We start from the raw sequence: 23,228 nt of genomic DNA on the forward strand, positions 1-23,228 counted from the left end.
TGAGACACACGGGAGCACGGGTCCCCCGACCCTTGCCGCGGTGCCGCTGAAGCGAGTGAGGAGCAGAGCATGACGTCGCAGGCCGCGGACCGACCGGAGACGGCCGGCACCTCGCGCCGCTCCAAGCTCACGCCCGAGCGTGAGCAGGAGTTCTTCGACGCCGTGCTCGAACAGATCCGTGAGTGCGGCTACGACGCCGTGACCATGGAGGGCATCGCGGCCAGCACCCGGTGCAGCAAGTCCACGCTCTACCGGCAGTGGAAGACCAAGCCGCAGTTCGTGGCGGCGGCCCTGCGCTCCAGCCGTCGGGTGCGCCTCGCCGACATCGACACCGGGTCGCTCGCCGAGGACCTGCGTCAGGCGGCCCGGACCGCGGGCCAGTGGTCCGGGAAGGACACGCTGCTCCAGGCGCTCGGCCACGCGGTCATGCAGGACCCGGAGCTCCAGCGCGCGCTGCGCGAGGCGCTGGTCGAGCCGGAGATCGCCGCGCTGCGGGAGATCCTGCGGCGCGGGGTCGAACGCGGCGAGGTCCCCGCCGGGCACCCGGCGCTGGAGTTCGTGCCCGCGCAGATGTTCGGCGCCCTGCGGATGCGGCCGGTCATCGAGGGCGAGTACGCCGACGCGGAGTACCTGGTCCGGTTCGTGGAGGCCGTCGTCCTGCCGGCCCTCGGCCTGCCCTGAGACTCAGGCCGCCGTCCACGGGATGACTGGACGGTGGCCTGCCCGCGCCGCACCGTGGGGACGGGGGCGGCGCGCACCCCCGGCCGGGTGGGACGCCCTTTGAGCGGAAGGGCGCCCCACCCGGCCGACCGATGTTCCGGGAACGGTCAGACGTCCTGTCCGCTGCCGCCGCCGGAGGACACCTCGATGCCCTCGGTGATGTCGTCGATGACCGTCTGCTGCCCCTCCGCGTCGACACCGATGCGGACGACGACGATGCGCTTCGCGTCGGCAGGCGACGGGAAGGCGAGCGACTCCACGACGCCGTCGGCGCCCTTGCTGGTGACCGCCTTCCAGCGGACCAGGTAACCCTTCTGGCCGGCGACCGTCACTGCCTTCGAGGCCAGTTCCTGGTGCGAGGTGATCCCGCCGTAGGACTTGCCGCCGTACGACTCCTCCGCGTTCGCCGCGATGTCCGCCTTCGCGACCTCCTCGGCGGAGGTGCCCTTGGTGCCGAGCACCATCGCGGGGGCCGAGTAGGCGCCGCCCTTGGTGCAGGTCGCCGAGGTGTCGCCCGGGCACTTGTACGTGTCGTCGGAGGTCACCGTCGCGCCGACCGACATCTGCTGCCCCGACCAGCCGTCCGGGATGGGCAGGCTGATCCCGCTGACCGGGTCCGGGACCGACCCGCTGTCGATCGTGGGCGGCTGAGACCGGTCCGGAGAGGGCGACCGGCTGCCCCCGCCGCCGCCCGGGCCCCCGGAGGGGGCGTTCCCGTCGCCGGAGCCGGGCCCCTCCTGCTGTCGGGACCCCGCGCTGTCACTGGTCGAGCCGTCGTCGGCCAGCACGTACACACCGGCGCCGATGCAGGCCAGGACGGTCACGGCCGCCGCGACGGCTATCCCGGTGCGCAGACCGCGCCGCCGGGCGGACGGCGGCTGGACGGGATACCCCGGATAACCCGGGTGCACCGGACAGGGCCCGGGCGCCGCGCCGTACGGCCCGGGCGCGGGGGCATGCGGGCCGGGCGCCGCGCCGGCCGCCGACGGCGTCCCGGGCGTCCACGCGGCGGACGGCCCCGCGGGACGGACCTGGTCCGTCCACGCCTTGCCGTCCCACCAGCGCTCGGTGGCGGGACCGTCACTTGTCTGCCCGGGGTCCGGGTACCACCCGGGAGGAGTCACCTGCGTCATGGCCCCACCGTATGAGGCGTCGGTGAAAGCGGGATGAGAGACCCCGCGACCGCCCCCGCCCGTCCGCACGTTGACGCACCGCCGGGGACCCCGCCGCTGGTGGGGCGCCCGGCGTGTCGTCCGCGCTTTACCGCATGTCACCCGTCACGGCAACTGCCGCCCCGGCCGCATACCACCGGGGCGATCGGGCCGCTAGGCTCAGCGTCTGTACGTCGTACGGGCGACATGGGGAGGTAGCGGGATGACGGAGGTACGGCCCACGGCCGCCGCCTCGGCCGCCCTGTGGGAGCGCGACGAGGAAGTCGCCGCCGTCACACGGGCGGTGGACACCCTGTGCGCGGACCACTCGTCCGCCGGCAGCCTGTTGGTGTGCCGGGGCGAGGCCGGACTGGGTAAGACCGCGCTGCTGGCCGAGACCCGCCGCATCGCCGAGGCCCGCGGCTGCACCGTCTGGTCGGCGCGCGGCGGCGAGACCCTGCGCTCCGTCCCCTTCAACGTCGTACGGCAGTTGCTCCAGCCGGCCCTCGTGTGCATGCTCCCCGAGGAGGCGCGCGAGTACCTCGGCGACTGGTACGACATAGCGGGCCCCGCCCTCGGCATAGCAGAACCCGGCGAACGGCAGGCCGACCCGCAGGGCGTGTGCGACGGGCTGGTCGCCGCCGTGAGCCGGCTGGCCCGCCGGGAGTGGCCGCTGGTCCTGCTCGTCGACGACGTCCACTGGGCCGACCAGGAGACCCTGCGCTGGCTCGCCGCGCTCGCCGAGCGCCTCGACGAGATCTCCGTCCTGCTGGTGGTCGCGCGCCGGCCCGGCGACCTCGCCGGCGACGGCGCACACCACCTGGAAGCGGCCGAGGCCGAGGGCCGCACCCTCGCCCCGCTCAGCGTCCTCACCCCCGAGGCGACCGCCGGGCTCACCCGCGTCACCGTGGGCACCCACGCCGACAGCGCGTTCTGCCGCGAGGTGTGGGCCGTCACCGGCGGCAACCCCTACGACACCGTCGAACTGCTCGCCAAGGTCAAGGACAGCGAACTGGAGCCGGTCGAGGCCCGGGCCGCCGAACTGCGCGCCCTGAACCGCTCCGCCCGCGGCGGCGGGGTCGTCGCCCGCCTGGAGGAACTCGGCGTGGACGCCACCCGGTTCGCCTGGGCCGCCGCCATCCTCGGCACCGGCATCACCGTCGACAGGGTGGCCCACATCGCCACCCTCGGCCGCGACGCCGCCGTCCGCTGCGCCGAACTGCTCACCGTCGACCGCATCCTCGCCGCGCCCGACCCCGCCGCCGGCCGGCCCGCCGGGGACGAGCTGGAGTTCGTCCACCCGCTGATCGCCACCGCCGTCTACGACTCCATCCCGGGCGCGCTGCGCACCGCCATGCACGGCATCGCCGCCCAGCTCGTCACCGACTCCGGGCTCGGCGCCGCGGCCGCCTCCCGTCATCTCCTCCAGGTCCACCCCGAGGACGACCAGGACGTCGTACGGCAACTGCGCGAGGCCGCCCGCGAACACCTCGCCGTCGGCGCACCCGACGCGGCCCGGGAGTGTCTCGAACGCGCACTGCAGGAACCGCCGTTGCCCGAAGCGCACGCGCGCGTGCTGTACGAACTCGGCTGCGCCACCCTGCTCACCGCGCCCGCCACCACCATCGGGCACCTGCGCGCCGCCCTCGCCATGCCCGGCCTCGACGGCGACGAACGCGTCGACGCCGTCTTCCGGCTCTCCCAGGCCCTCCTCCACAACGACCAGCTGGAGGAGGCCGTCCGCACCGTCGAGGCGGAGTCCGCCCGTACCGCGGATCCCTCCGGGCGGCTGCGCCTCCAGGCCGTCCAGTACATGTGGGAGGGCATACACGCGGGTGAGACCGCCTCGCCCGACCGTTCCGCGCGCCTCGCCGAACTCGCCGCGACCTGCACCGGCCGCGACAACGCCGAACGCGCCCTGCTCATCCTGCGCGGCTTCGACGCCATGACCCACGGCGAGAACGCCGAAGAGGTCGTCGAACTGTGCGACCGCGCCCTCGTCAACGGCCGCCTCGCCCCCGGACTCGGCTGGACCGACACCGAGTGGGGCCTGGAACTGCCCATGATGCTGGCCAGCGCCTACGCCTACTGCGACCGGCTCGACCGCGCCGAGGCCCTGTTCACCGAAGCGCTGCGCGCCTACGAGACCGCGGGCTGGAGCGGCGGCCACCTCGCCCTCGCGCACGCCTACGTCGGCCTGGGCCACCGCAGGCGGGGCCGCCTCAGGGAGGCCGAGGAATCCCTGCGCGAATCGCTGCGCATCGCCGAGCGCGTCGGCCGCGGCCTGCCGCTGTACTGGTCCGCGATCTGCAACCTGATAGACACGCTGCTCGCCCGCGGCCACGTCGAGGAGGCCGGCTCGCTCGCCGACCGGTACGGCTTCGCCCGCCGTACCCCTCCACGATCGTGCTGCCCGACCCCCGTACCGTCCGCGGCCGGCTGCTGATCGCCACCGGCCGCACCGAGGACGGCGTCAACGAACTGGAGGCCGCCGAGAAGGCCGCCGCCGCGCGCGGCCGGCACAATCCGGTGGTGGTCCCCTGGGCGACCGACCTCGCCCGCGCCCTCGCCGCGGAGGACCCCGGCCGCGCCGCCCGACTGGCCTCCGACGCCCGCCGCCAGGCCGAGCGCTTCGGCACCGACACCGCCATAGGGGAGGCCCTGCGCTGCGCCGCCGCCCTGGAGACGGGACAGCGCGCGGTGCGGCTCGCCGCCCAGGCGGTCACCTACCTGGAGGCCTCGCCGTGCCAGTACGAGCACGCCGCCGCCCGCGTCGAGTACGGCATCGCGGCCCGCTCGCGGACGGAACTCGAACGGGGCCTGGCGCTGGCGCGTTCGTGCGGCTCGGACGGACTGGTGGCGAAGGCCCGCGAGGCCCTGGCGGGACTCGCGGGCTGAGCCGCCGGGGTCAGGGGGTGTCGTCCTCCTCGGCCAGCACCCGCTGGGCCGCCGCGAACGCCGAATTGGCCGCCGGCACCCCGCAGTACACGGCCGTCTGGAGCAGTACCGCGCCGATCTCGTCCGGCGTGAGGCCGTTGCGGCGGGCCGCCCGCACGTGCATGGCCAGCTCCTCGTAGTGGCCGTGCGCCACCAGCGCCGTCATCGTGACCATGCTGCGCTCGCGGCGCGAGAGCGTCCCGTCGGTCCAGATCTCCCCCCAGGCGTAGCGCGAGATGAAGTCCTGGAACCGCGCGGTGAACGGGGTCTGCCGTCCCTGCGCCCGGTCCACGTGCGCGTCGCCCAGCACCTCGCGCCGTACCGCCATGCCCCGCTTGGCACCCCCGTCGAAGTGCCCGCGCAGCGCGGTCAGCACCGCCTCGGGACGCTCGGCGGGCGCCAGGTGCGAGGCGCCCGGGATCTCCACCAGCGCCGCGCCCGGCACGGCGTCGGCGATCTCCCGCAGGTGCGCGGGCGGCGTGGCCGGGTCCTCGCGGCCGGCGATCAGCAGGGTGGGCGCGGTGATCCCGCCGAGCCGGTCCCGCAGGTCGAACGCGGCCAGCGCGTCACAGCACGCGGCGTAGGCCCCGGGGTCGGCCTCCCGGTGGTCCCGCACCAGCCGGGGCACGGTGAACCCGGGGGTGAACCAGCGGGCGTCGGCGCTCTCGGCGAGCCCGTCCAGCCCCTCCGCGCGCACCAGCGCGGCCCGTTCCTCCCACGGCTTCGCACCGTTGAAATGCGCCGACGAGCAGACGACGGCCAGCGACGACACGCGCTCGGGGTGGTGCGCGGCCAGATGCAGGCCCACCGCACCGCCCAGGGAGACGCCCGCGTAGGCGAACCGCTCGACGCCGAGCGAGTCGGCGAGCGCCAGCACCAGGCCGGCGAGGTCGCCGACGGTGGCGCCGGGACCGATGAGGTCCGCCGCCGAACCGCCGTGCCCCGGCAGGTCCCAGCGGATCACCCGGTGCCCGATGGACAGCTCGGGCGCCACCTCGTCCCACAGGGCGTAGGAGGTGCCGAGCGAGGGACCGAGCAGCAGCGGGGGAGCTGAGGCGGGGCCTTCGGTCAGGTGGTTGAGCATGGTCAACGTCGCTCCAGAGCACGGTCGGTCAGGGCTCCGGCGGAGCCGGTGTAGCGGGCGGGGTCGGTCAGGGCGTCGAGGTCGAGGCCGGTGTCCTCCAACTCCGGTACTTCGGCGAGCAGTTCGCCCAGAGTGCGGTTCTCGTCCCAGGTGCGCCGGGCGAGTTCGGTGAGCAGCTCCTTGGCGCGGGCCCGCCCGAGCACCGGCGCCAGCTCGGCGGAGAGCCGCTCGGACACGATCAGTCCGTGGGTGAGGCCGAGGTGCGTCCGCATCACGTCCGGACGCACCCGCAGGCCCTCGGTCAGTTCGGCGGCGTCGCGCGCGGCGCCGCCGGTCAGCCGCAGCAGGTCACGCAGCGGCTCCCACTCGGCGTGCCAGGCACCGGCCGGGCGCTCGTCCTCGGCGGCGAGGGAGCCGTACAGCGTGGCCGCGAGCTGCGGTGCGCGCCGGGCCGCCGCCGCGATCAGCGCGGAGCGCACGGGGTTGGCCTTGTGGGGCATCGCCGACGAGCCGCCGCCGCCGCCCTCCGCCACCTCGCCGAGCTCGGTGCGGGAGAGCGTCAGCACATCCGCGGCGATCTTCCCGAGGGCCCCGGCGGCGAAGGCGAGGCAGCCGGCGAGGTCGGCGACCGGGGTGCGCAGGGTGTGCCAGGGCAACAGTGGGGCCCTCAGGCCCAGTTCGCGGGCGTACGCCCCGGGCAGCGCGGTCGCGTCCTCGGCGCCGTACGCCCCGAAGGCCGCCAGGGTGCCCGCCGCGCCGCCGAGTTGGGCGGGCAGGGAGTCGCGTACGGCGGTGATCCGGTCCCGGGCGTCGAGCACCAGCGTGCGCCAGCCGGCCGCCTTCAGCCCGAAGGTCGTCGGCACGGCGTGCTGGGTCAGCGTCCGGCCCGGCATCGGGGTGTCCCGGTGCTCGGCCGCCAGCCGGCCCAGTGCCCGCTCCGTGCGGGCGAGGTCGGGCAGCAGCACGTCGAGGGCGCGGGCGGCGACCAGCATCGTCGCGGTGTCCATGATGTCCTGGCTGGTGGCGCCCCGGTGCACGTACGGCCCGTACTCCTCGCCGACCGCCTCCGTCAGGTCCGCGACCAGCGGGATCACCGGGTTGCCGCCGCCGCGGGCGCGCTCGGCGAGCGAGCGCACGTCGAAGCGGGCCGGGTCGGCGGCCCCGGTCACGGAGGTCGCCGCCCCGGCGGGGGCGAGCCCCAGCCCGGCCTGGGCCCGGGTCAGCGCCGCCTCCGCGTCGAGCAGGGCCCGCAGGAAGGCGCGGTCGTCGGTCGCGTCGGCGGCCGGCGAGCCCGCCCACCCGGGGGCGAGCAGGCTCGGTTCGGCGTCGGGAGGTGTCACTGGTACTCCAGGAAGACCGTTTCGCCTTCGCCCTGAAGGCGGATGTCGAAACGGTACGTGCCGTTGCCCTCGTCCCCGGCGACCAGCGTGCCGCGGCGTTCCGCGTCCACCCGGGACAGCAGCGGGTCGGCGGCCAGCGCGGCGTCGTCGCCCGGCAGGTAGATCCGGGTGAACAGGTGCACGAGCAGACCGCGCGCGAACACGCACACGCTGAGGTAGGGCGCGTTCCGTCCGCGCGCCCCGGGGCGCAGCGTCCGCACGTACCAGTGGCCGTCGGCGTCGGTCTGGATGCGGCCGAAGCCGGTGAACTCCACGCCGTTGCGGCCGAGGAAGCCACCGGAGGCGGGGTCGCGTCGCATCGATCCGTCGGCGGTGGGCACCTTGCCGTCGGGGTCCGGACCCCACACCTCCAGCAGGGCGTCGGGCAGCGGCCGGCCCTCGCCGTCGTACACGTACCCGTGCACGGTGACGGTGTCCGGATGCCCGAGGGGCGCGATGTCCTCGCCGCCGCGGAAGGGCAGCGCGTAGCCGTAGAACGGGCCGACCGTGTGCGACGGGGTGGGCAGCACGTTCTCCGGGCCGCTGGTGTCGATCTTCGTCATGGCGGTCAGCGTCCTTCTTCGATCCAGGTGGCGTTCGGGCCGTCGAGCACGATGTCCCAGTGGTAGCCGAGGGAGAACTCGGGCACGGACAGGCTGTGGTCGTACGTCGCGACCAGCCGCTGCCGGGCGGCGTCGTCGGTCACGGACTGCAGGATCGGGTCGTACGGGAACAGCGGGTCGTTCGGGAAGTACATCTGCGTCACGAGCCGCTGGGTGAACGCCGAGCCGAAGACCGAGAAGTGGATGTGGGCCGGGCGCCAGGCGTTGACGTGATTGCGCCAGGGGTAGGGGCCGGGCTGGACGGTGGTGAAGCGGTAGAAACCGTCGTCGTCGGAGAGGGTGCGGCCCACACCCGTGAAGTTCGGGTCCAGCGGGGCGTCGTGCTGCTCGCGCTGGTGGGCGTAGCGGCCGGCCGAGTTGGCCTGCCAGATCTCGACGAGCTGCCCGCGCACGGGCCTGCCGTCGCGGTCGAGGAGGCGGCCGGAGACGGTGATGCGCTCGCCGACCGGCTCCCCGGTGTGCTGCCGGGTCAGGTCGTTGTCGATGCCGGTGAGGTCCCGCTCCCCGAAGGCGGGGGAGGACAGCTCGACCAGCTCCGGGTCCTTGGTGACGTCGATGTTGATCGGCGGCTGCTTGGGGTGGCGCAGCACCGAGGAGCGGTAGGGGGCGTAGTCGCGGCGCGGGTGGTGCTCGACGGGCCCGCCGTCGGCGACCCGCTTCTCGTAGGCGGCGTGCTCGGCCGCGATCTCCGCGTCGATGTCGTGCTGGGTGAGAGTCATGACGGTTCCCGTGGGTGGCTAGCGGTCGAGGACGAGGGCGAGGCCCTGGCCGACGCCGATGCAGAGGGTGGCGACGCCGGTGCCGGAGCCCTTGCGGGCGAGCTGGTGGGCGACGGTGCCGGCGAGGCGGGCGCCGGAGGCGCCGAGCGGATGCCCGAGGGCGATGGCACCGCCCTGCGGGTTGAGGATCTCCGGGTCGAACTCGGGCCACTCGGCCACGCAGCCCAGCACCTGGGCGGCGAAGGCCTCGTTGAGTTCGAGGACGTCGAGGTCGGCGAAGGTCCGGCCGGCCTTCGCCAGAGCGCGGTTCACGGCTTCCACGGGGGCCAGGCCGAAGTACTGGGGGTCGGTCGCCGAGACGCCGGTGGCGCGGATCCGGGCGAGCGGTTCGCGGCCGGTGGCCCTCAGGCCCTCCTCGTCGACGAGGAGCAGGGCCGCGGCGCCGTCGTTGAGCGGCGAGGCGTTCCCGGCGGTGACCGTGCCGCCCGTGCTGCGGAAGGACGGCTTCAGCTTGGCCATCGCCTCCAGGGAGGCGTCCGGGCGTACGCACTCGTCGGCGGCGAAGTCGACCGGGTCGCCCTTGCGCCGCGGCACCGGCACCGGCGCGAGCTCGACGTCGAACAGGCCGTCCGCCTGCGCACGCGCGGCCTTGCGGTGGGAGGCGAGGGCGAACGCGTCCTGCTGCTCCCGCCCGATCCTGTGCTTGTCCGCGATCAGCTCCGCCGACTCGCCGAGCGGGATGGTCCACCGCGGGTCCATCCTCGGGTTGACCATGCGCCAGCCCAGGGTGGTCGAGTACAGCTCGGTGTGCCCGGCCGGGAACGGCCGGTCCGACTTGGGCAGCACGTAAGGGGCCCGGGTCATCGACTCCACGCCGCCCGCGAGGACGATCGACGCGTCCCCGACCGCGATGGCGCGGGCGGCCTGGACCACCGCCTCCAGGCCGGAGGCACACAGCCGGTTCACGGTCACCCCGGGCACGGAGACGGGCAGGCCGGCCAGCAGGGCGGCCATGCGGGCGACGTTGCGGTTCTCCTCGCCGGCGCCGTTGGCGTTGCCGAAGTACACGTCCTCGATCCGGGACGGGTCCAGGCCGGGGGTGCGGGCGAGGAGTCCGCGGACGGCGTGCGCGGCCAGGTCGTCCGGGCGCACGCCCGCCAGGGAGCCGTTGTACTTGCCGAACGGGGTGCGCACCGCGTCGACGACGTAGACGTCCTTCACCTCAGGCCCTCCGCGACGGTGAGTTCGGCGTCGGTCCCGGCGACGACCTCGTCGACGGCCACGCCCGGCGCGGTCTCCACCAGGACCAGGCCGTCGCCGGTGACGTCGAGGACGCCGAGGTCGGTGATGATCCGGTTCACGCACGCCTTGCCGGTGAGCGGCAGCGTGCACTCCTTCAGGATCTTGGGCGAGCCGTCCTTCGCGGTGTGGGTCATCACCACGATGACCGTGCGCGCGCCGTGGACGAGGTCCATCGCCCCGCCGATCCCGGTGATCATCTTGCCTGGGACGGCCCAGTTGGCGAGGTCACCGGTGGCGGAGACCTGCATCGCCCCGAGCACGGCGACGTCGATGTGCCCGCCGCGGATCATCGAGAACGACAGCGCCGAGTCGAAGAAGGAGGCGCCCGGCAGGACCGTCACGGTCTCCTTGCCGGCGTTGATCAGATCGGGGTCGACCTGGTCGTCGGTGGGGTACGGGCCGGTGCCCAGGATGCCGTTCTCGGACTCCAGGGTCACCTCCACGCCCTCGGGGAGATGGTTCGGGATCAGCGTCGGCAGGCCTATGCCGAGGTTGACGTACTGTCCGTCCTCGAGCTCACGCGCGGCCCGCGCGGCCATCTGTTCACGCGTCCAGGCCATCAGGAGCTCACCGTCCCTCGTGCCGGAGGCGCGGAGATCGTGCGCCGTTCGATCTTCTTGTCGGCGGCCTGCTCCGGGGTCAGCGCGACGACGCGCTGCACGAAGATCCCCGGCAGGTGCACGGCGTCCGGGTCGATCTCGCCGGGCTCCACCAGTTCCTCCACCTCGGCGACGGTGATCCGGCCCGCCATGGCCGCCAGCGGGTTGAAGTTCCGCGACGACCTCGCGAACACCAGGTTGCCGTGCCGGTCGCCCTTCGCCGCCCTGACCAGGGCGAAGTCGGTGCGGATGCCGTGCTCCAGCACGTACTCCTCCCCGTCGAACTCGCGGACCTCCTTCGGCGGCGACGCCAGCGCGACGCCGCCGGAGCCGTCGTAGCGCCACGGCAGACCGCCCTCGGCGACCTGCGTGCCGACGCCCGCCGGCGTGTAGAAGGCCGGGATGCCCGCACCGCCGGCCCGCAGCCGCTCGGCCAGCGTGCCCTGCGGGATCATCTCCACCTCGATCTCACCGCCGAGGTACTGGCGCGCGAACTCCTTGTTCCCCCCGATGTAGGACCCGGTCACCCGGGCAATGCGTCCCGCGGCCAGCAGGACGGCCAGTCCCGAGTCCATCGCGCCGCAGTTGTTGGAGACGACCGACAGCCCGCCGACCCCGCGCTCGTGGAGCGCCTGGATCAGCACGTTCGGCACACCGCTGAGACCGAAACCGCCCACCGCGAGCGATGCGCCGTCCGGCACGTCGGCCACCGCCCCAGCGGCGGTGGCCACCACCTTGTCCATCCGAGAAGCCCCATCTCTTCCAAGCGCCCGGGACGTGCGTCCCGCGCATTCGAATCCGCGAATTAATCAGGGCACTGAGTATTTCGGCGAGATGGCCCACACGGTGCCACCGGATGACCGGGGCGTCAATACCTCGAAAAGTGCGAGGTGAGTCGCTCGGGAAGGGGGCAGGCAGGGTCGGGGGCCGCCGTGTATCGTCAGTGCACCGACGAACATCGCCGCTAGGGGAGCGCACATGGCCGCGGTCGATCTGACCACCCACCCCGGGCATCTGGCCCGGCGGCTGCAGCAGGCGCACCACCTGCTGTGGAACACGATGGTCTCCGAGGAGACCACCTCGCCGCAGTTCGCGGTCCTCAACGCGCTCGTCGCCGAACCGGGCCTCGACCAGCGCACCGTGGGAGAGCGGGTGGGACTCGACCGGTCCACCATCGCCGAGGTGATCAGCAGGCTCGACCGCCGCGGGCTGCTGGACAAGGTCCGCGATCCGCAGGACGGCCGCCGCTTCCTGCTGCGCCCGACGGACGAGGGGCTGCGCGTCCACCGCAGGCTGAGCGTGCGGACGGCCCGGATGAACCAGGTCTTCCTCGCCCCCCTCTCCGCCGCCGAACAGGCCGTGTTCTTCGACCTGATCCGACGGGTCGCGGACGCCGCCGAGGGGCTCCGCAACCCGTCCGAACCCGTGGTGGCCCCCTGACCGGTCAGGGCGTTCTTGTGAACACCACCCACACCGGGCCCTCGGCGAAGTTCACCGGCGTGCCGTCCCCGGCGGTGAAGACCGTGCCCTCCTCGGCCGCCCCGCGCTTCCACGTCACGTCGTAGGAGCGCCCGTCGCGCAGCACCTCCGCCTTCCCGGAGCCCACCGACTCCACGTACGGCGAGTTGTTGCCGAGGAAGTCGCGGAAGGCGGACTCGCGCACCCTCACGTGCTGGACGACGACCGTCGCCGGTGCCGGGCGCCCGCCGTCGCCCTGGCCGGCCGCGTCGCCGTCCAGGGCGATCAGCCACCGACCGCGGCTCGCCGACCAGGTGAAGGTGAAGCTCGCCGCCGGATAGCGCACCGTGCGCGAGGTCTCGACCCGGCCGCCCTCGGGGGCCTTGCCGTAGCGGTAGCCCGTGGTCAGCGCGGCGGCGCCCGCGGGCGACGGCAGCAGCCGGTCCGGCCGCAGGTAGAGGTTGTGCGGTGCGGGGCGGCCCTCGTCGCGGACGTAGGCGTCGGGCGCCCGGTCCGGCGTCTCGGCCCGCAGGGGCGCCCGGTCGATCAGCGGGAGCAGCTTGCTCTGCGCGCCGGAGAACGCGAGCGTCGGCCGGTCGAACTGGCCCAGCAGCTCCAGGTCGGACTCGCGGGCGCTGCGCACCGGTCCGACCGACTGCGGCAGCCTGGTGGCGTAGACCGCCATGAGACGGCTCAGCCCGCCCTCCACCGGTTCCGCGTAGACGACGTCCGCGGCGTCCAGGCCCCTCTGCGGCCGGGCCTCGGGCGCGTTGTCGACCTTGACGGCCAGTACGGGGCCCGCGCCGCGCAGGCCGTGCGTGCCGTGCGACCGCTCCAGGTGGGGTGCCCGGCCGTCGTCCTCCCGCGCCGCCGGCGGAGCCGTGCAGCCCGCCGCCAGAGAGGCCGCCACCGCCGCGGCCAGCAGCGCAGGTACGGTGCCGGCCCGTGCCCCGCGCCTCATGGCACGGTCCCACCTGCGCGTCCTGCGTCGCATTCCGACCACCGGCCCACCCATTTCGTATCAGTGATTGTTCGCTTCTGAAGGCGCTTATGGCCATACCCGACTGAATCTGATAACGCACCCGGAATCCGCTGTTCGGCCGAACCGGTGGCGGTTCGGTGGGGGAGCCCCGGGGTACCCGGTCGCGACGCAGGACCGACGCGCACGGGCGACGGAGGGAGCGCGAGGCGATGAAGGCAGTGGTCTGGCAGGGCAAGCGGGACGTACGGGTCGAGGACGTTCCCGACCCGAAGATCCAGGAGCCGACGGACGCGGTCGTCCGCGTCACGTCCAGCGGGCTGTGCGGCTCCGACCTCCACCTCTACGAGGTGCTGACACCGTTCATGACCCCCGGCGACATCCTCGGCCACGAGCCCATGGGCATCGTGGAGGAGGTCGGCCCCGAGGCGAGGGGCCTCAGGCCCGGCGACCGGGTCGTGGTGCCGTTCCAGATCGCGTGCGGGCACTGCTACATGTGCGACACCGGGCTGCCGACCCAGTGCGAGACCACCCAGGTCACCGGCGAGGGCATGGGCGCCCCGCTGTTCGGCTACACCCGCCTGTACGGCGCGGTGCCCGGCGGCCAGGCCGAGTACCTGCGCGTACCGCAGGCCCAGTACGGACCCATCAAGGTGCCCGAGGGCCCCGCCGACGACCGCTTCGTCTACCTCTCCGACGTCCTGCCCACCGCCTGGCAGGCCGTCGCGTACGCAGCCGTCCCGCAGGGCGGCAGCGTCGCCGTGCTCGGACTCGGCCCCATCGGCGACATGGCCTGCCGGGTCGCGCAGGTCAAGGGCGCCGGACGCGTGTTCGGCGTGGACCTGGTGCCCGAGCGGCTGGAGCGGGCCCGCGCGCGGGGCGTGGAGACGTACGACCTGCGGGCCTTCGACAACGAGAAGGAACTGGTCGCCGCCATCCACGACGAGACCGGCGGCCGCGGCCCCGACGCCGTGATCGACGCGGTCGGCACCGAGGCGCACGGCAGCACCGTCGCCAAGCTGGTCCAGCAGTCCGCGGCCGTGCTGCCCCGGGCCGTCGGCGGACCCCTCGCGGAGCGCTTCAGCGTCGACCGGCTCGCGGCCCTCCACACCGCCATCGACCTGGTGCGGCGCGGCGGCACCATCTCGCTGAGCGGCGTCTACGGCGGCATGGCCGACCCGATGCCCATGCTCACCCTGTTCGACAAGCAGATCCAGATGCGCATGGGCCAGGCCAACGTACGCCGCTGGAGCGACGAGATCCTCCCGTACCTCACCGACGAGGACCCGCTCGGCGTGGACGACTTCGCCACCCACCGCGTCCCGCTCGCCGAGGCGCCGCACGCGTACGAGATGTTCCAGAAGAAGCAGGACGGCGCGGTCAAGGTCCTGATGAAGCCGTAGGGCTTGCTCACGGGCCACCGAGGACCTCCGTCAGGTCGGTGGCGGACCGGCTCCGCCGGCCGGGGGGCAGGCGCGGCTCTCCGCCGACCGGGACCGCACCGTCGCCTCCGCCTGCCCGGTGCGCCCCCGCCCGCGTGCCGCCGCGCCGGGAGGAGGCCGGCGTCGCGCACCCGAGGGACTTCGACGGCACGACCATGCCCGCGCGCTTCGCCGAACCCGGCGACGTGCACGCGGGCACGGACGAACACGACCACGGACCCGGCGACCTGCCGTACCCGCCCGGTCACCCGAAGACGTCGGGGGAACCCAGGCGGGTACGGCCGAGCCGGACCGGGAGACCGCGGCCTACAACTCCTTGATCCGGACGTCCCGGTACGAGATCACGTCCGAGGTGCTGTGCACCTGGAGCCCGATGTAGCCGGCGGCGAACCGCCGCCCGTCGGTGCCCGGGTCGTCCGAGCGCGCCGGGTAGAAGTCCTGCCCGCCGATGTTGTCGAACTCGTTGATCAGCACACCGTTGCGGTAGACCGAGTAGTGCTGGTCGACCACCCGGATCTCGTAGTCGTTCCAGGTGCCCTTCCCGGTGACGCCGGCCCCGGCGAGTCCGACCCGGTCGAAGCCGTAGACCGACCCGGTCTTGTACATGTCGCCGCTCGGGCTGTCGAACACCTGCACCTCGTGCCCGTACTTGATGGCGACCCACTCCGGCCGGGACTCCTCCGGGTGGTCGTGGACCCACGGGAAGCGCACGAACACACCGCCGTTGGCGTTGCCGGTGCCCGGTGCGTCGTCGCGCCACTGGAGCTTCAGCGAGAAGTCGCCGTACGTGCGCTCGGGGAACCACAGCATGCCCATGCCCGGCGTGCTGGTGCTGGAGGTGATCGATCCGTCCCCGTTCAGCGCGAACGAACCACCGCCCACCTGCTCCCACTTCGCGAACGACTCCTGGCTGCCGTCGAGGATCGTGCGGTAGCCCTCGGTCTGGCCGGGCTTGCCGATCCCGGACTGGCGGGCGGCCTTGTTGATCGCCCTGACCTCCCGCTTGTCGACGACCCCCTCGTCCAGCAGCGCGTCCAGGACCTCTCCGACGTGCTTGAGGAAGAGCGCCTGGGACGTCCACTCCTTCTCGTCCTCGATCAGCTCGTTGATCCGGCACCGGTTGTTCGTCACCCGGTTCGGCACCCCGGAGTCGACCGTGCCGACGATCACCGTCAGCCGCTCGTCGTACTCGGGGCAGGGCGGCGCGGGCACGCCCCCGCCCGCCACCACCGTGAAGCTCACGCTCCGCGGCTCGGACGTGTTGCCCGCCCTGTCGCTCGCCCGGTACGTCACGGTGTGCGCGCCGACCCGGTCGACGACCACCGGCGCGGTGTACGCCAGGTAGGGGCCGGCGTCGAGGGAGTACTCGATGCCGGCCACGCCGGAACCGCCCTCGTCGGTGGCGCTGACGGTCACCTTGGCGCTGCCGACGTACGCGCCGGCGGAGTTCTTCGTGCCCGCCACGGTCGCGCCGGTCACCGGGGCGGTGGTGTCCTGCGGGGGAGCGGCGACGACCGTGAACCCGACGCTCTTGTCCGCCGCGGCGTTGCCCGCCTTGTCGGTGGCGCGGTAGCGCACGGTGTGGGTACCCACCTGATGCACCATCACCGGTGCGGTGTACGGCTGCCAGGCGCCGTCACCGATCGCGTACTCGATGGTGTTGACACCCGAGCCGGTGTCGGAGGCGGTGACCGTCACCGTCGCCATGTCGAGGTACGCGCCGTCCGCGTTCTTCTCGCCGCTGACCGTCGCCGAGGTCTCCGGCGGGGTCTTGTCGTCGGTCGGCGGGGCGACCACGGTGAACGTGACGCTCTTCTCGGCGGCGGCGTTGCCCGCCTTGTCGAACGCCCGGTAGCGCACCGTGTGGTCGCCGACCCGGTCGACGACGACCGGTGCGGTGTACGGCTGCCAGGCGCCGTCGGCGCCGATCGCGTACTCGACGCGGTCCACACCGGACCCGGCGTCGGTCGCGGCGATCGTCACGCTCGCCGCGCCGACGTACTGGCCCTGGGCGTTCCGCGTGCCCTCGACGTCCGCCGAGGTCTCGGGCGCCGTGGTGTCCGCGCCGCCGCCCTCGGTCACCACGAGCACGCCCTGCATCTGGCCGTGGCCGGGGATGGTGCAGTGGTAGAGGTAGCGGCCCGGGGTGAGGGTGACCTCGGCGGTGTGCCTGCCGCCCTGGGCGTCGAACGGGTTGGCCAGGATGTTCAGCTGGACGTCGCTGTTGTACTCGGGGTCGCCGGTCACGAACGTCAGCGTGTGCGGCATGCCGGTGGTGTTGCCGGTCGCCGCGCTGTTCTCGAAGACGATCGTCGCCGGTCCGGCCACCGCCGTCCCGGGTGCGGAGGTGTACTTGGTGATGTCGTCGCCGGCGGTCCAGGTGAGGACCTGTTCGGCGGCCCGAGCCGCGGTCCTGGGCTGTCCGGTGGCGGACGTGGCCTGCAGGCCGAGCAGCATCAGCAGGCCGGCCAGCAGGGCGGCCCACATTCTTCGCCGGTGTGTCACTCGGTCCCCCTCGCCAGCTGTCCGGCGGCCGGGGTGGGCCCGCCGCCCTTGTAGGTGACCCGCCACAGGGCCGACTTGGAGTCCGAGGTGAAGAAGCCGCGGCCGTAGTCCTGGACGTACAGCGCGCCGTCCGGACCGAACTTCCAGTCCATCAGGTTCTTGATGCCGTCGTTGCCGATCGGCACGATCTTCTTCAGTGACTCCGCGTGCGCCGGCAGACCGCCGTCGCCCTGCGTCCTCGGGTCCATGAGCACCGCGTTGCGCGGCTGGTCGGCGTCGTAGAAGTCGCCGACGAACCACTTGCCGTCCCAGTAGGCCGGCCACTTGACGGCGCTCGTGCTCGCCGCGTCGTAGCGGTAGACCGGACCGTTCATCGCGGCCTGGCCGCCGCCCTTGAGCCAGGGCAGCCTGTAGGTGGCCTCGCTCTCCTTGTACGAGGGGACCCCGCTCGCGTCGCGCGGGAAGTCGGGGCCGCCGCCCTGCGGCGAGTACCAGATGTTGTTGCCGGTCACCGGCGGCAGGTTGACCAGGCCGTCGTTGTTCGGCGACTCGTTCTTCGGGTGGTCGCAGTCGTACCAGCCCAGCGGCTTCGACGGGTCCGGCAGGTTCCGGTCCCGGTACGGCTGCTTGTTGCCCATGCAGTACGGCCAGCCGCGGTTGCTCGCCTTGGTGATCACGGCGAACGTGTCGTACTTCGCCGGGCCCCACGTCGGCGACGGGGCGCCCGCGTCCGGGCCGACCCAGCCCGCGTAGAGGGTGTCGGTCGACTTGTCGACGGAGATGCGTGCCGGGTTGCGCACGCCCATCACGTAGATCTCGCCGCGCGTCTTGCCGCCGCCCTCGGCGGTCTCCTTGCCGGTGAACAGGTTGCCCTCGGGGAGCGTGTACGTCCCGTCCGGCTCCGGGTGGATGCGCAGGATCTTGCCGTTGAGGTTGTTGGTGTTGCCGGCGGTGCGGCGCGCGTCGGCGAAGGACACGCCCTTGAAGTTGGGCTCCGGGTTGTTGCCCGAGTAACCGCCGCTGAAGCCGCTGGAGTTGTTGTCACCGGTGGCGATGTACAGGTTGCCCTTGGAGTCCCAGGCCATCCCGCCGCCCGCGTGGCAGCAGCTGTGGATCTGCACCGGCCACTTGAGCAGCACCTTCTCGCTGCCCAGGTCCAGCTTGTCCGTCGCCCGGTCGAGCGTGAAGCGGGAGACGCGCCGCTCGGCCATGTGGGTCTCGCGGTTGATCCCGGAGTGCGGTGTGTAGTGCAGGTACACCCACCCGTTCTTCTCGAACTCCGGGTCCAGTTCGATGCCGAGCAGACCCTCCTCGACCTTGACGAGTTCGTCGCCGCCGCCCTTGTTGCCGAAGACGGTCAGCTCACCGGCGAGCGTGACCTTGCCGGTCTTCGGGTCCCAGACGTGGATCTGGCCCTTGCCCTTGCCGATGTCGGGGTCGTTCCAGTCCGTGATCACGGGCTGGGACGAGTCCGCACCGCCGCGGCCGATGGAGAACACCCGGCCGTCGGGCGCGGTGACCAGGCCGTGCGGCTCGCCGATCTGGTCGTTCCGGCCCGGCTGGTTGGGCTGGGTGAGCCGTTCCGCCTTGTAGTTGCCGGTGATGGTGGCTTTGCAGTCGGCCTGCGCCAGCCGTGTCGTCCACAGCAGGGCGCCGCGCAGATGGGTGCGGAAGTCGGCCTCGTCGTACGACGACACCGTGCCGCCCATGCCGGTGTAGAAGGACCGCCCGCCGTCGTAGTCCCGGCACCAGCTGACCGGGTGGTCCCACCCGTTGGCGCTCGCGCCGGGCCGGTACGTCGACTCGCGCACCCGGGCGACCGTGTGCACGTCGCCGGACGGGTTCTTCTGCCAGTTCAGCCACTTGTCCGGCCGTTTCCACTGCACCGGCAGGTCCTTGGTGGCCGGGTGGTTCCGGTCGCCGACCTCGACGGTGGCCCGCTGGACGTCCGTCGGGCCGTTCGCGGCCGGCCGGGCGCCGACCAGGCCGGTGAACCAGTCCGAGTACGGCTCCGCGCGGGCCGCGTCGTGGATGCCGACGAAACCGCCGCCGGCCTCCATGTACGCCTCCAGGCCCGCCTCCTGGTCCGGATCGAGGACGTCGCCGCCCCCGGTCAGGAACACGATCGCGTTGAAGCGGCCGAGCTTCCTCTCGTTGGTGAAGACCGAGGCGTCGTCCGTGGCCTCGACCTTGAAGCGTTCCCTCGCCGGACCGGACAGGCCGATCCGCTCGATCGCCGCGATCCCGGCGTTCACCACCGGCGACTCGTCGCCGGCCGCGGCGGACCCGTAGAAGATCAGGACGCGTACGTTGGCGCCGCCCGGGGGCGACTGGATGGACATCGTTGTCAGGGACGGCTCCGGCGCCGGGCGCGCGCTGGCGGCGGGTCCCGACAGCAGTCCGGCGGCGACGAACCCGGCGGTCGCGAACGCCGCCCAGCCCTTTCTTCTCGCGCTCAACCCTCGTAAGTGCATGGGCACCTCCTCGGTCACGGCAGCAGCGCCAAGGAAGTTAGACCTCTTTGCGCGATCCGCCAATAGGTATCACCGGGATGGATCGAACTTTGTCCTGAGTGTGGATAAACAGAGCGGGGCCCGGTACCGTCTCACAGGCTCATCACAGCTACGTCTGAGCAAATTCCGTACCAGCGTGGGGAGTTCGGCATGGACAGGCGCGGCTTCAACCGGCGGGTGCTGCTGGGCGGCGCTGTCGCGGCGACATCGTTGTCCGCGGCCTCGGGGACGGCGGGCGCCGCCGACCGGCCGCGGGCGGTGCAGGCGGCGACGGCTCCGGCCGGCGGCGAGGTGAGGCACATCAGGCTGTACGCCGAGAAGCTGCCCGACGGGCAGATGGGGTACGGCCTGGAGAAGGGGAAGGCGACGATCCCGGGCCCGCTGATCGAGCTCAACGAGGGCGACACCCTGCACATCGAGTTCACCAACACCATGGACGTGGCGGCGAGTCTGCACGTCCACGGCCTCGACTACGAGATCTCCAGCGACGGCACGAAGACGAACCGGAGCGACGTCGAGCCCGGGGGCACCCGCACCTACACCTGGCGCACCCACGCCCCCGGCCGCCGGGGGGACGGCACCTGGCGGCCGGGCAGCGCGGGGTACTGGCACTACCACGACCACGTCGTCGGCACCGAACACGGCACCGGCGGCATCCGGGGCGGCCTCTACGGCCCGGTGATCGTGCGACGCAAGGGCGACGTCCTGCCGGACGCCACGCACACCATCGTCTTCAACGACATGCGGATCAACAACCGCGCCCCGCACACGGGACCCGACTTCGAGGCCACCGTGGGCGACCGCGTCGAGTTCGTCATGATCACGCACGGCGAGTACTACCACACCTTCCACATGCACGGTCACCGCTGGGCCGACAACCGCACCGGCCTGCTCACCGGCCCCGAGGACCCCAGCCGGGTCGTCGACAACAAGATCGTCGGCCCGGCGGACTCCTTCGGCTTCCAGGTGATCGCGGGGGAGGGGGTCGGCGCCGGGGCGTGGATGTACCACTGCCACGTGCAGAGCCACTCCGACATGGGGATGGTGGGGCTGTTCCTGGTGAAGAAGACGGACGGCACGATCCCCGGGTACGACCCGCACGAGCACGCCGGGACGGCCGGGAAGGCCACGGAGCACGAGCACTGACGGCGCATCTCTTCCCCCATGACGGTGCGCCCCTTTCCCGGGGGTGCGGCGACCACCCTGGTCCGCCGCGCCCCCGCCCGGGCATGCCGGACCGGGTGCGCCGCTCACCTCTCCCGAGGCGCCGGCCTGAGCACCGCGAACCGGGCGCCGTACGGGTCGGCGAGCCGGGCGAGACGTCCGACGCCCTCGACGTCCGTCGCGGGCATCCGCACCGTGCCGCCCAGTTCACCGGCTCGGGCGACCGTGGCGTCCGTGTCGGCGACCGCGAAGTACGGCAGCCAGTGGGCATCCGTCTCCAGCGGGTCGTCGGCGAGCGGGACGACGCCGCCGAACATGCTCTCCTCGCCCTCCCCGGCCGGGTTCAGGCACGTGTACGTCCCGGCGCCGGGGAACGGGACGGCGGAGGTCTCCAGCCCCAGCACCGCCCGGTAGTACGCGGCGGCGGCCGCGACGTCCGGCGTGTACAGCTCGACCCAGCACAGCGCACCGGTCGTGCCGGCCACGCCCAGGCCGCCCAGCCGCCCCGGCTGCCACACGCCGAACACCACCCCGGCCCGGTCGGCGAGCACCGCCACGGTGCCCTGGCCCATCACGTCCATCGGCCGCATGAGCACACCGCCGCGGGCCTGCTCGGAGGCCCCGGCGGTGGCCTCGGCGTCGGGGGTCTGGAAGTACACCGTCCAGGACGGCGGTCCCTGCTCCGGCGCCGTCCGCGCGCCGCCGGCCACGATCCGGCCGTCCAGTTCGAAGAAGCCGTAGCCCCCGGCCTCGGGCCCCGCCGACCGGAACCGCCAGCCGAAGAGGGCACCGTAGAAGGACGCGGCGCCGTCGATGTCGGGCGTGCCGACGTCGGTCCAGTTCGGGGCGCCGGTGACGAAACGGGTGGTGAGCATCATCGCCCTCCTCGGAAGGGTCCCGTTGCCTGCACTGCCGAGTCTTCCACCGACCACCGGTCGTCGCTCCCGCGCGCCGCCGTGCTCGCCCGTACCCGCCCGGGAGACCATCGGGAGGTCCGCCGGGACGGTCGCGGGTCCGGCCGGGCGGCGTTGATCCCGCGTTGATCGGACGTTTTTCGCCACCGGGCACACTCCTGCCCATGCACATCGACACGATCGCGACGCCCGACCTCACCTGGCAGCAGGAGGCGTTGTGCGCGCAGACCGGGGCGGACTTCTTCTTTCCCGAGCCGGGAAGCTCCGTGCGGGACGCGAAGCGGATCTGCGCCCGGTGCCCGATCCGCTCGGCCTGCCTGGAGTACGCGCTGACCCACGACGAGCGCTTCGGCGTCTGGGGCGGGCTGTCGGAGAAGGAACGGCTGGCACTGCGGCGCGCCACGCGCTGAGCCCGGTCCGCACGACGCGTACGGGGTACGGCGCCGAGGCCGGGGCGTCCTGCCCCGGCCTCGGCGCCGTACCACCGAGGGTGCGGTCAGCCCGCCGCGCGGGCCGCCATGCGCGCCTTGCGCGCCGCCAGCTTCTCGTCGAACTTGGCGGCCTCCGCGTCCAGCCCGCCCATGTACAGGCCGAGCTCCTCCTGGGCCTGCCGCCCCTCGGGGCCGAGGCCGTCGATCTCCATGATCTTCAGGAAGCGCAGCACGGGCTGGATCACGTCGTCGTGGTGGATGCGCAGGTTGTAGACCTCGCCGATGGCCATCTGCGCGGCGGCGCGCTCGAAGCCGGGGATGCCGTGACCGGGCATCCGGAAGTTCACGACCACGTCCCGCACCGCCTGCATCGTCAGGTCGGGCGCGAGCTCGAAGGCGGCCTTGAGCAGGTTCCGGTAGAAGACCATGTGCAGGTTCTCGTCGGTCGCGATGCGGGCCAGCATGCGGTCGCAGACCGGGTCGCCGGACTGGTGGCCGGTGTTGCGGTGCGAGATGCGGGTGGCCAGCTCCTGGAAGGCGACGTACGCCACCGAGTGCAGCATCGAGTGGCGGTTGTCCGACTCGAAGCCCTCGCTCATGTGGGCCATGCGGAACTGCTCCAGCTTGTCCGGGTCGACGGCGCGCGAGGCGAGCAGGTAGTCGCGCATCACGATGCCGTGCCGGCCCTCCTCGGCGGTCCAGCGGTGCACCCAGGTGCCCCAGGCGCCGTCGCGGCCGAACAGGCTCGCGATCTCGTGGTGGTAGCTGGGCAGGTTGTCCTCCGTCAGGAGGTTCACCACGAGCGCGATCCGGCCGATCTCGGTGACCTTGGACTGCTCCTTCTCCCAGGCCTCGCCGTCCTCGAAGAACCCCGGGAAGTTGCGGCCGTCGCTCCACGGCACGTACTCGTGCGGCATCCAGTCCTTGGCGACCTGCAGATGCCGGTTCAGTTCCCTCTCGACCACTTCTTCCAGGGCGTACAGCAGCCGGGCGTCGGTCCAAGCGGCGGAAGTGCCGAAGTGCGGAGAGGTGATCGTCACGGGTACTCCAGGGGACGTGCGTCAGAGCGGAATGCGAACCGGCGAGCGGTGCCGGGAACCTACGGGATCGTAGGCTACGAAACCGTAGGTTACGAGACCGTAGGTTAAGCGCACGGTAAAGACCGCTGATCAATCGCCGTCCACGGGGCGCGGCGCGGTCCGGGTCCGCAGGCCATGGGCCGAACGGGCGACGGGCGTGGGCGACGCCGGGCGGCCGTCGCGCGGTGCGGGTCCGCGGGAGGGCAACCTCCGTCGGTGTCCCCCGGTT

The 23,228-nt window shown here is 72.9% G+C and carries 18 protein-coding genes and 2 pseudogenes; 7 read left to right on the plus strand and 13 right to left on the minus strand.

Annotation, left to right across the window (positions count from 1 at the left end; all coding sequences use genetic code 11):
• Window positions 1–69: 69 nt before the first annotated feature.
• On the plus strand, window positions 70–681 hold the full coding sequence (locus ACIRFH_RS26990; protein ID WP_403525924.1) for a TetR/AcrR family transcriptional regulator: 612 nt from the start codon (window positions 70–72) through the stop codon (window positions 679–681).
• A 146-nt stretch (window positions 682–827) separates the two neighbouring features.
• On the opposite strand, the gene ACIRFH_RS26995 is transcribed toward ACIRFH_RS26990, so the two are convergent.
• Window positions 828–1,853 carry a DUF2510 domain-containing protein gene (locus ACIRFH_RS26995; protein WP_403525927.1) on the minus strand — a complete coding sequence of 342 codons (1,026 nt, stop codon included), beginning with the start codon at window positions 1,851–1,853 and terminating at the stop codon, window positions 828–830.
• Window positions 1,854–2,094: 241 nt separating this feature from the next.
• On the opposite strand from ACIRFH_RS26995, the pseudogene ACIRFH_RS27000 reads away from it, so the two are divergent.
• Window positions 2,095–4,769: pseudogene (locus ACIRFH_RS27000) on the plus strand (ATP-binding protein).
• A gap of 10 nt (window positions 4,770–4,779) precedes the next feature.
• On the opposite strand, the gene pcaD reads toward ACIRFH_RS27000, so the two are convergent.
• The 7 genes from pcaD to ACIRFH_RS27035 are packed head-to-tail and all read right to left on the minus strand — an operon-like array spanning window position 4,780 to window position 11,257.
• Window positions 4,780–5,892, minus strand: a complete 1,113-nt coding sequence (gene pcaD, locus ACIRFH_RS27005) for a 3-oxoadipate enol-lactonase (RefSeq protein WP_403525930.1) — start codon at window positions 5,890–5,892, stop codon at window positions 4,780–4,782.
• A gap of 2 nt (window positions 5,893–5,894) precedes the next feature.
• Window positions 5,895–7,232, minus strand: a complete 1,338-nt coding sequence (gene pcaB, locus ACIRFH_RS27010) for a 3-carboxy-cis,cis-muconate cycloisomerase (protein ID WP_403525933.1) — start codon at window positions 7,230–7,232, stop codon at window positions 5,895–5,897.
• Window positions 7,229–7,834, minus strand: coding sequence for a protocatechuate 3,4-dioxygenase subunit alpha (gene pcaG, locus ACIRFH_RS27015; RefSeq protein ID WP_403525936.1), 606 nt, complete (start codon window positions 7,832–7,834; stop codon window positions 7,229–7,231). The genes pcaB and pcaG overlap by 4 nt, the downstream gene beginning before the upstream one ends.
• Window positions 7,835–7,839: 5 nt before the next feature.
• On the minus strand, window positions 7,840–8,613 hold the full coding sequence (gene pcaH, locus ACIRFH_RS27020; RefSeq protein WP_403525938.1) for a protocatechuate 3,4-dioxygenase subunit beta: 774 nt from the start codon (window positions 8,611–8,613) through the stop codon (window positions 7,840–7,842).
• An 18-nt stretch (window positions 8,614–8,631) separates the two neighbouring features.
• A complete protein-coding gene (locus ACIRFH_RS27025; protein ID WP_403525941.1) occupies window positions 8,632–9,834 on the minus strand; it encodes a thiolase family protein in 1,203 nt (400 codons plus the stop codon).
• Window positions 9,831–10,475: a CoA transferase subunit B gene (locus tag ACIRFH_RS27030; protein WP_403525944.1), complete on the minus strand. Its 645-nt coding sequence runs from the start codon at window positions 10,473–10,475 to the stop codon at window positions 9,831–9,833. Before ACIRFH_RS27030 ends, ACIRFH_RS27025 begins: the two co-directional genes overlap by 4 nt.
• The gene (locus tag ACIRFH_RS27035; RefSeq protein WP_403525947.1) at window positions 10,475–11,257 is read right to left on the minus strand and encodes a CoA transferase subunit A; all 783 of its coding nucleotides are present in this window, start codon (window positions 11,255–11,257) and stop codon (window positions 10,475–10,477) included. Before ACIRFH_RS27035 ends, ACIRFH_RS27030 begins: the two co-directional genes overlap by 1 nt.
• 235 nt (window positions 11,258–11,492) lie before the next feature.
• Here ACIRFH_RS27035 and ACIRFH_RS27040 point away from each other — a divergent pair, with 235 nt between their 5' ends.
• Window positions 11,493–11,954 (plus strand): MarR family winged helix-turn-helix transcriptional regulator, encoded by a 462-nt coding sequence (locus tag ACIRFH_RS27040; protein ID WP_403525950.1) that lies wholly within the window; start codon window positions 11,493–11,495, stop codon window positions 11,952–11,954.
• Window positions 11,955–11,958: 4 nt separating this feature from the next.
• Here the strand turns inward: ACIRFH_RS27040 and ACIRFH_RS27045 are convergent, their stop codons facing one another.
• Window positions 11,959–12,933 carry a DUF3048 domain-containing protein gene (locus ACIRFH_RS27045; RefSeq protein WP_403525953.1) on the minus strand — a complete coding sequence of 325 codons (975 nt, stop codon included), beginning with the start codon at window positions 12,931–12,933 and terminating at the stop codon, window positions 11,959–11,961.
• Window positions 12,934–13,163: 230 nt separating this feature from the next.
• On the opposite strand from ACIRFH_RS27045, the gene ACIRFH_RS27050 reads away from it, so the two are divergent.
• A complete protein-coding gene (locus ACIRFH_RS27050; RefSeq protein WP_403525956.1) occupies window positions 13,164–14,354 on the plus strand; it encodes a zinc-dependent alcohol dehydrogenase in 1,191 nt (396 codons plus the stop codon).
• An 88-nt stretch (window positions 14,355–14,442) separates the two neighbouring features.
• Window positions 14,443–14,713, plus strand: a pseudogene (locus tag ACIRFH_RS27055) (ATP-dependent DNA ligase); the annotation flags it as partial.
• Here ACIRFH_RS27055 and ACIRFH_RS27060 read toward each other — a convergent pair.
• A complete protein-coding gene (locus ACIRFH_RS27060) occupies window positions 14,700–16,880 on the minus strand; it encodes an OmpL47-type beta-barrel domain-containing protein (protein ID WP_403525959.1) in 2,181 nt (726 codons plus the stop codon). The pseudogene ACIRFH_RS27055 and the gene ACIRFH_RS27060 sit on opposite strands and share 14 nt — an antisense overlap.
• Before the next feature lie 14 nt (window positions 16,881–16,894).
• The gene (locus tag ACIRFH_RS27065; protein ID WP_403525962.1) at window positions 16,895–19,372 is read right to left on the minus strand and encodes a ThuA domain-containing protein; all 2,478 of its coding nucleotides are present in this window, start codon (window positions 19,370–19,372) and stop codon (window positions 16,895–16,897) included.
• A 189-nt stretch (window positions 19,373–19,561) separates the two neighbouring features.
• Between ACIRFH_RS27065 and ACIRFH_RS27070 the strand changes: the two genes are divergently transcribed.
• The gene (locus tag ACIRFH_RS27070) at window positions 19,562–20,557 is read left to right on the plus strand and encodes a multicopper oxidase domain-containing protein (protein WP_403525965.1); all 996 of its coding nucleotides are present in this window, start codon (window positions 19,562–19,564) and stop codon (window positions 20,555–20,557) included.
• A 104-nt stretch (window positions 20,558–20,661) separates the two neighbouring features.
• Here ACIRFH_RS27070 and ACIRFH_RS27075 read toward each other — a convergent pair whose 3' ends face one another.
• Window positions 20,662–21,450, minus strand: a complete 789-nt coding sequence (locus tag ACIRFH_RS27075) for a VOC family protein (protein WP_403525967.1) — start codon at window positions 21,448–21,450, stop codon at window positions 20,662–20,664.
• A 203-nt stretch (window positions 21,451–21,653) separates the two neighbouring features.
• Between ACIRFH_RS27075 and ACIRFH_RS27080 the strand changes: the two genes are divergently transcribed.
• Window positions 21,654–21,899: a WhiB family transcriptional regulator gene (locus ACIRFH_RS27080; protein ID WP_403525969.1), complete on the plus strand. Its 246-nt coding sequence runs from the start codon at window positions 21,654–21,656 to the stop codon at window positions 21,897–21,899.
• A gap of 86 nt (window positions 21,900–21,985) precedes the next feature.
• On the opposite strand, the gene ACIRFH_RS27085 is transcribed toward ACIRFH_RS27080, so the two are convergent.
• Window positions 21,986–22,960 carry an acyl-ACP desaturase gene (locus ACIRFH_RS27085; protein ID WP_403525972.1) on the minus strand — a complete coding sequence of 325 codons (975 nt, stop codon included), beginning with the start codon at window positions 22,958–22,960 and terminating at the stop codon, window positions 21,986–21,988.
• Between the last annotated feature and the right edge of the window lie 268 nt (window positions 22,961–23,228).

The organism is Streptomyces sp. NPDC093586 (assembly GCF_044764905.1).
In the GTDB taxonomy this organism is placed as follows: Bacteria; Actinomycetota; Actinomycetes; order Streptomycetales; family Streptomycetaceae; genus Streptomyces.

Excerpts from the sequence above, each read along its gene's own strand:
- ACIRFH_RS26990 (WP_403525924.1), top strand. The coding sequence starts at position 70 with ATGACGTCGCAGGCCGCGGACCGACCGGAGACGGCCGGCACCTCGCGC.
- ACIRFH_RS26995 (WP_403525927.1), bottom strand. The coding sequence starts at position 1,853 with ATGACGCAGGTGACTCCTCCCGGGTGGTACCCGGACCCCGGGCAGACA.
- pcaD (WP_403525930.1), bottom strand. The coding sequence starts at position 5,892 with ATGCTCAACCACCTGACCGAAGGCCCCGCCTCAGCTCCCCCGCTGCTG.
- pcaG (WP_403525936.1), bottom strand. The coding sequence starts at position 7,834 with ATGACGAAGATCGACACCAGCGGCCCGGAGAACGTGCTGCCCACCCCG.
- pcaH (WP_403525938.1), bottom strand. The coding sequence starts at position 8,613 with ATGACTCTCACCCAGCACGACATCGACGCGGAGATCGCGGCCGAGCAC.
- ACIRFH_RS27030 (WP_403525944.1), bottom strand. The coding sequence starts at position 10,475 with ATGGCCTGGACGCGTGAACAGATGGCCGCGCGGGCCGCGCGTGAGCTC.
- ACIRFH_RS27035 (WP_403525947.1), bottom strand. The coding sequence starts at position 11,257 with ATGGACAAGGTGGTGGCCACCGCCGCTGGGGCGGTGGCCGACGTGCCG.
- ACIRFH_RS27040 (WP_403525950.1), top strand. The coding sequence starts at position 11,493 with ATGGCCGCGGTCGATCTGACCACCCACCCCGGGCATCTGGCCCGGCGG.
- ACIRFH_RS27045 (WP_403525953.1), bottom strand. The coding sequence starts at position 12,933 with ATGAGGCGCGGGGCACGGGCCGGCACCGTACCTGCGCTGCTGGCCGCG.
- ACIRFH_RS27050 (WP_403525956.1), top strand. The coding sequence starts at position 13,164 with ATGAAGGCAGTGGTCTGGCAGGGCAAGCGGGACGTACGGGTCGAGGAC.
- ACIRFH_RS27060 (WP_403525959.1), bottom strand. The coding sequence starts at position 16,880 with ATGTGGGCCGCCCTGCTGGCCGGCCTGCTGATGCTGCTCGGCCTGCAG.
- ACIRFH_RS27065 (WP_403525962.1), bottom strand. The coding sequence starts at position 19,372 with ATGCACTTACGAGGGTTGAGCGCGAGAAGAAAGGGCTGGGCGGCGTTC.
- ACIRFH_RS27070 (WP_403525965.1), top strand. The coding sequence starts at position 19,562 with ATGGACAGGCGCGGCTTCAACCGGCGGGTGCTGCTGGGCGGCGCTGTC.
- ACIRFH_RS27075 (WP_403525967.1), bottom strand. The coding sequence starts at position 21,450 with ATGCTCACCACCCGTTTCGTCACCGGCGCCCCGAACTGGACCGACGTC.
- ACIRFH_RS27080 (WP_403525969.1), top strand. The coding sequence starts at position 21,654 with ATGCACATCGACACGATCGCGACGCCCGACCTCACCTGGCAGCAGGAG.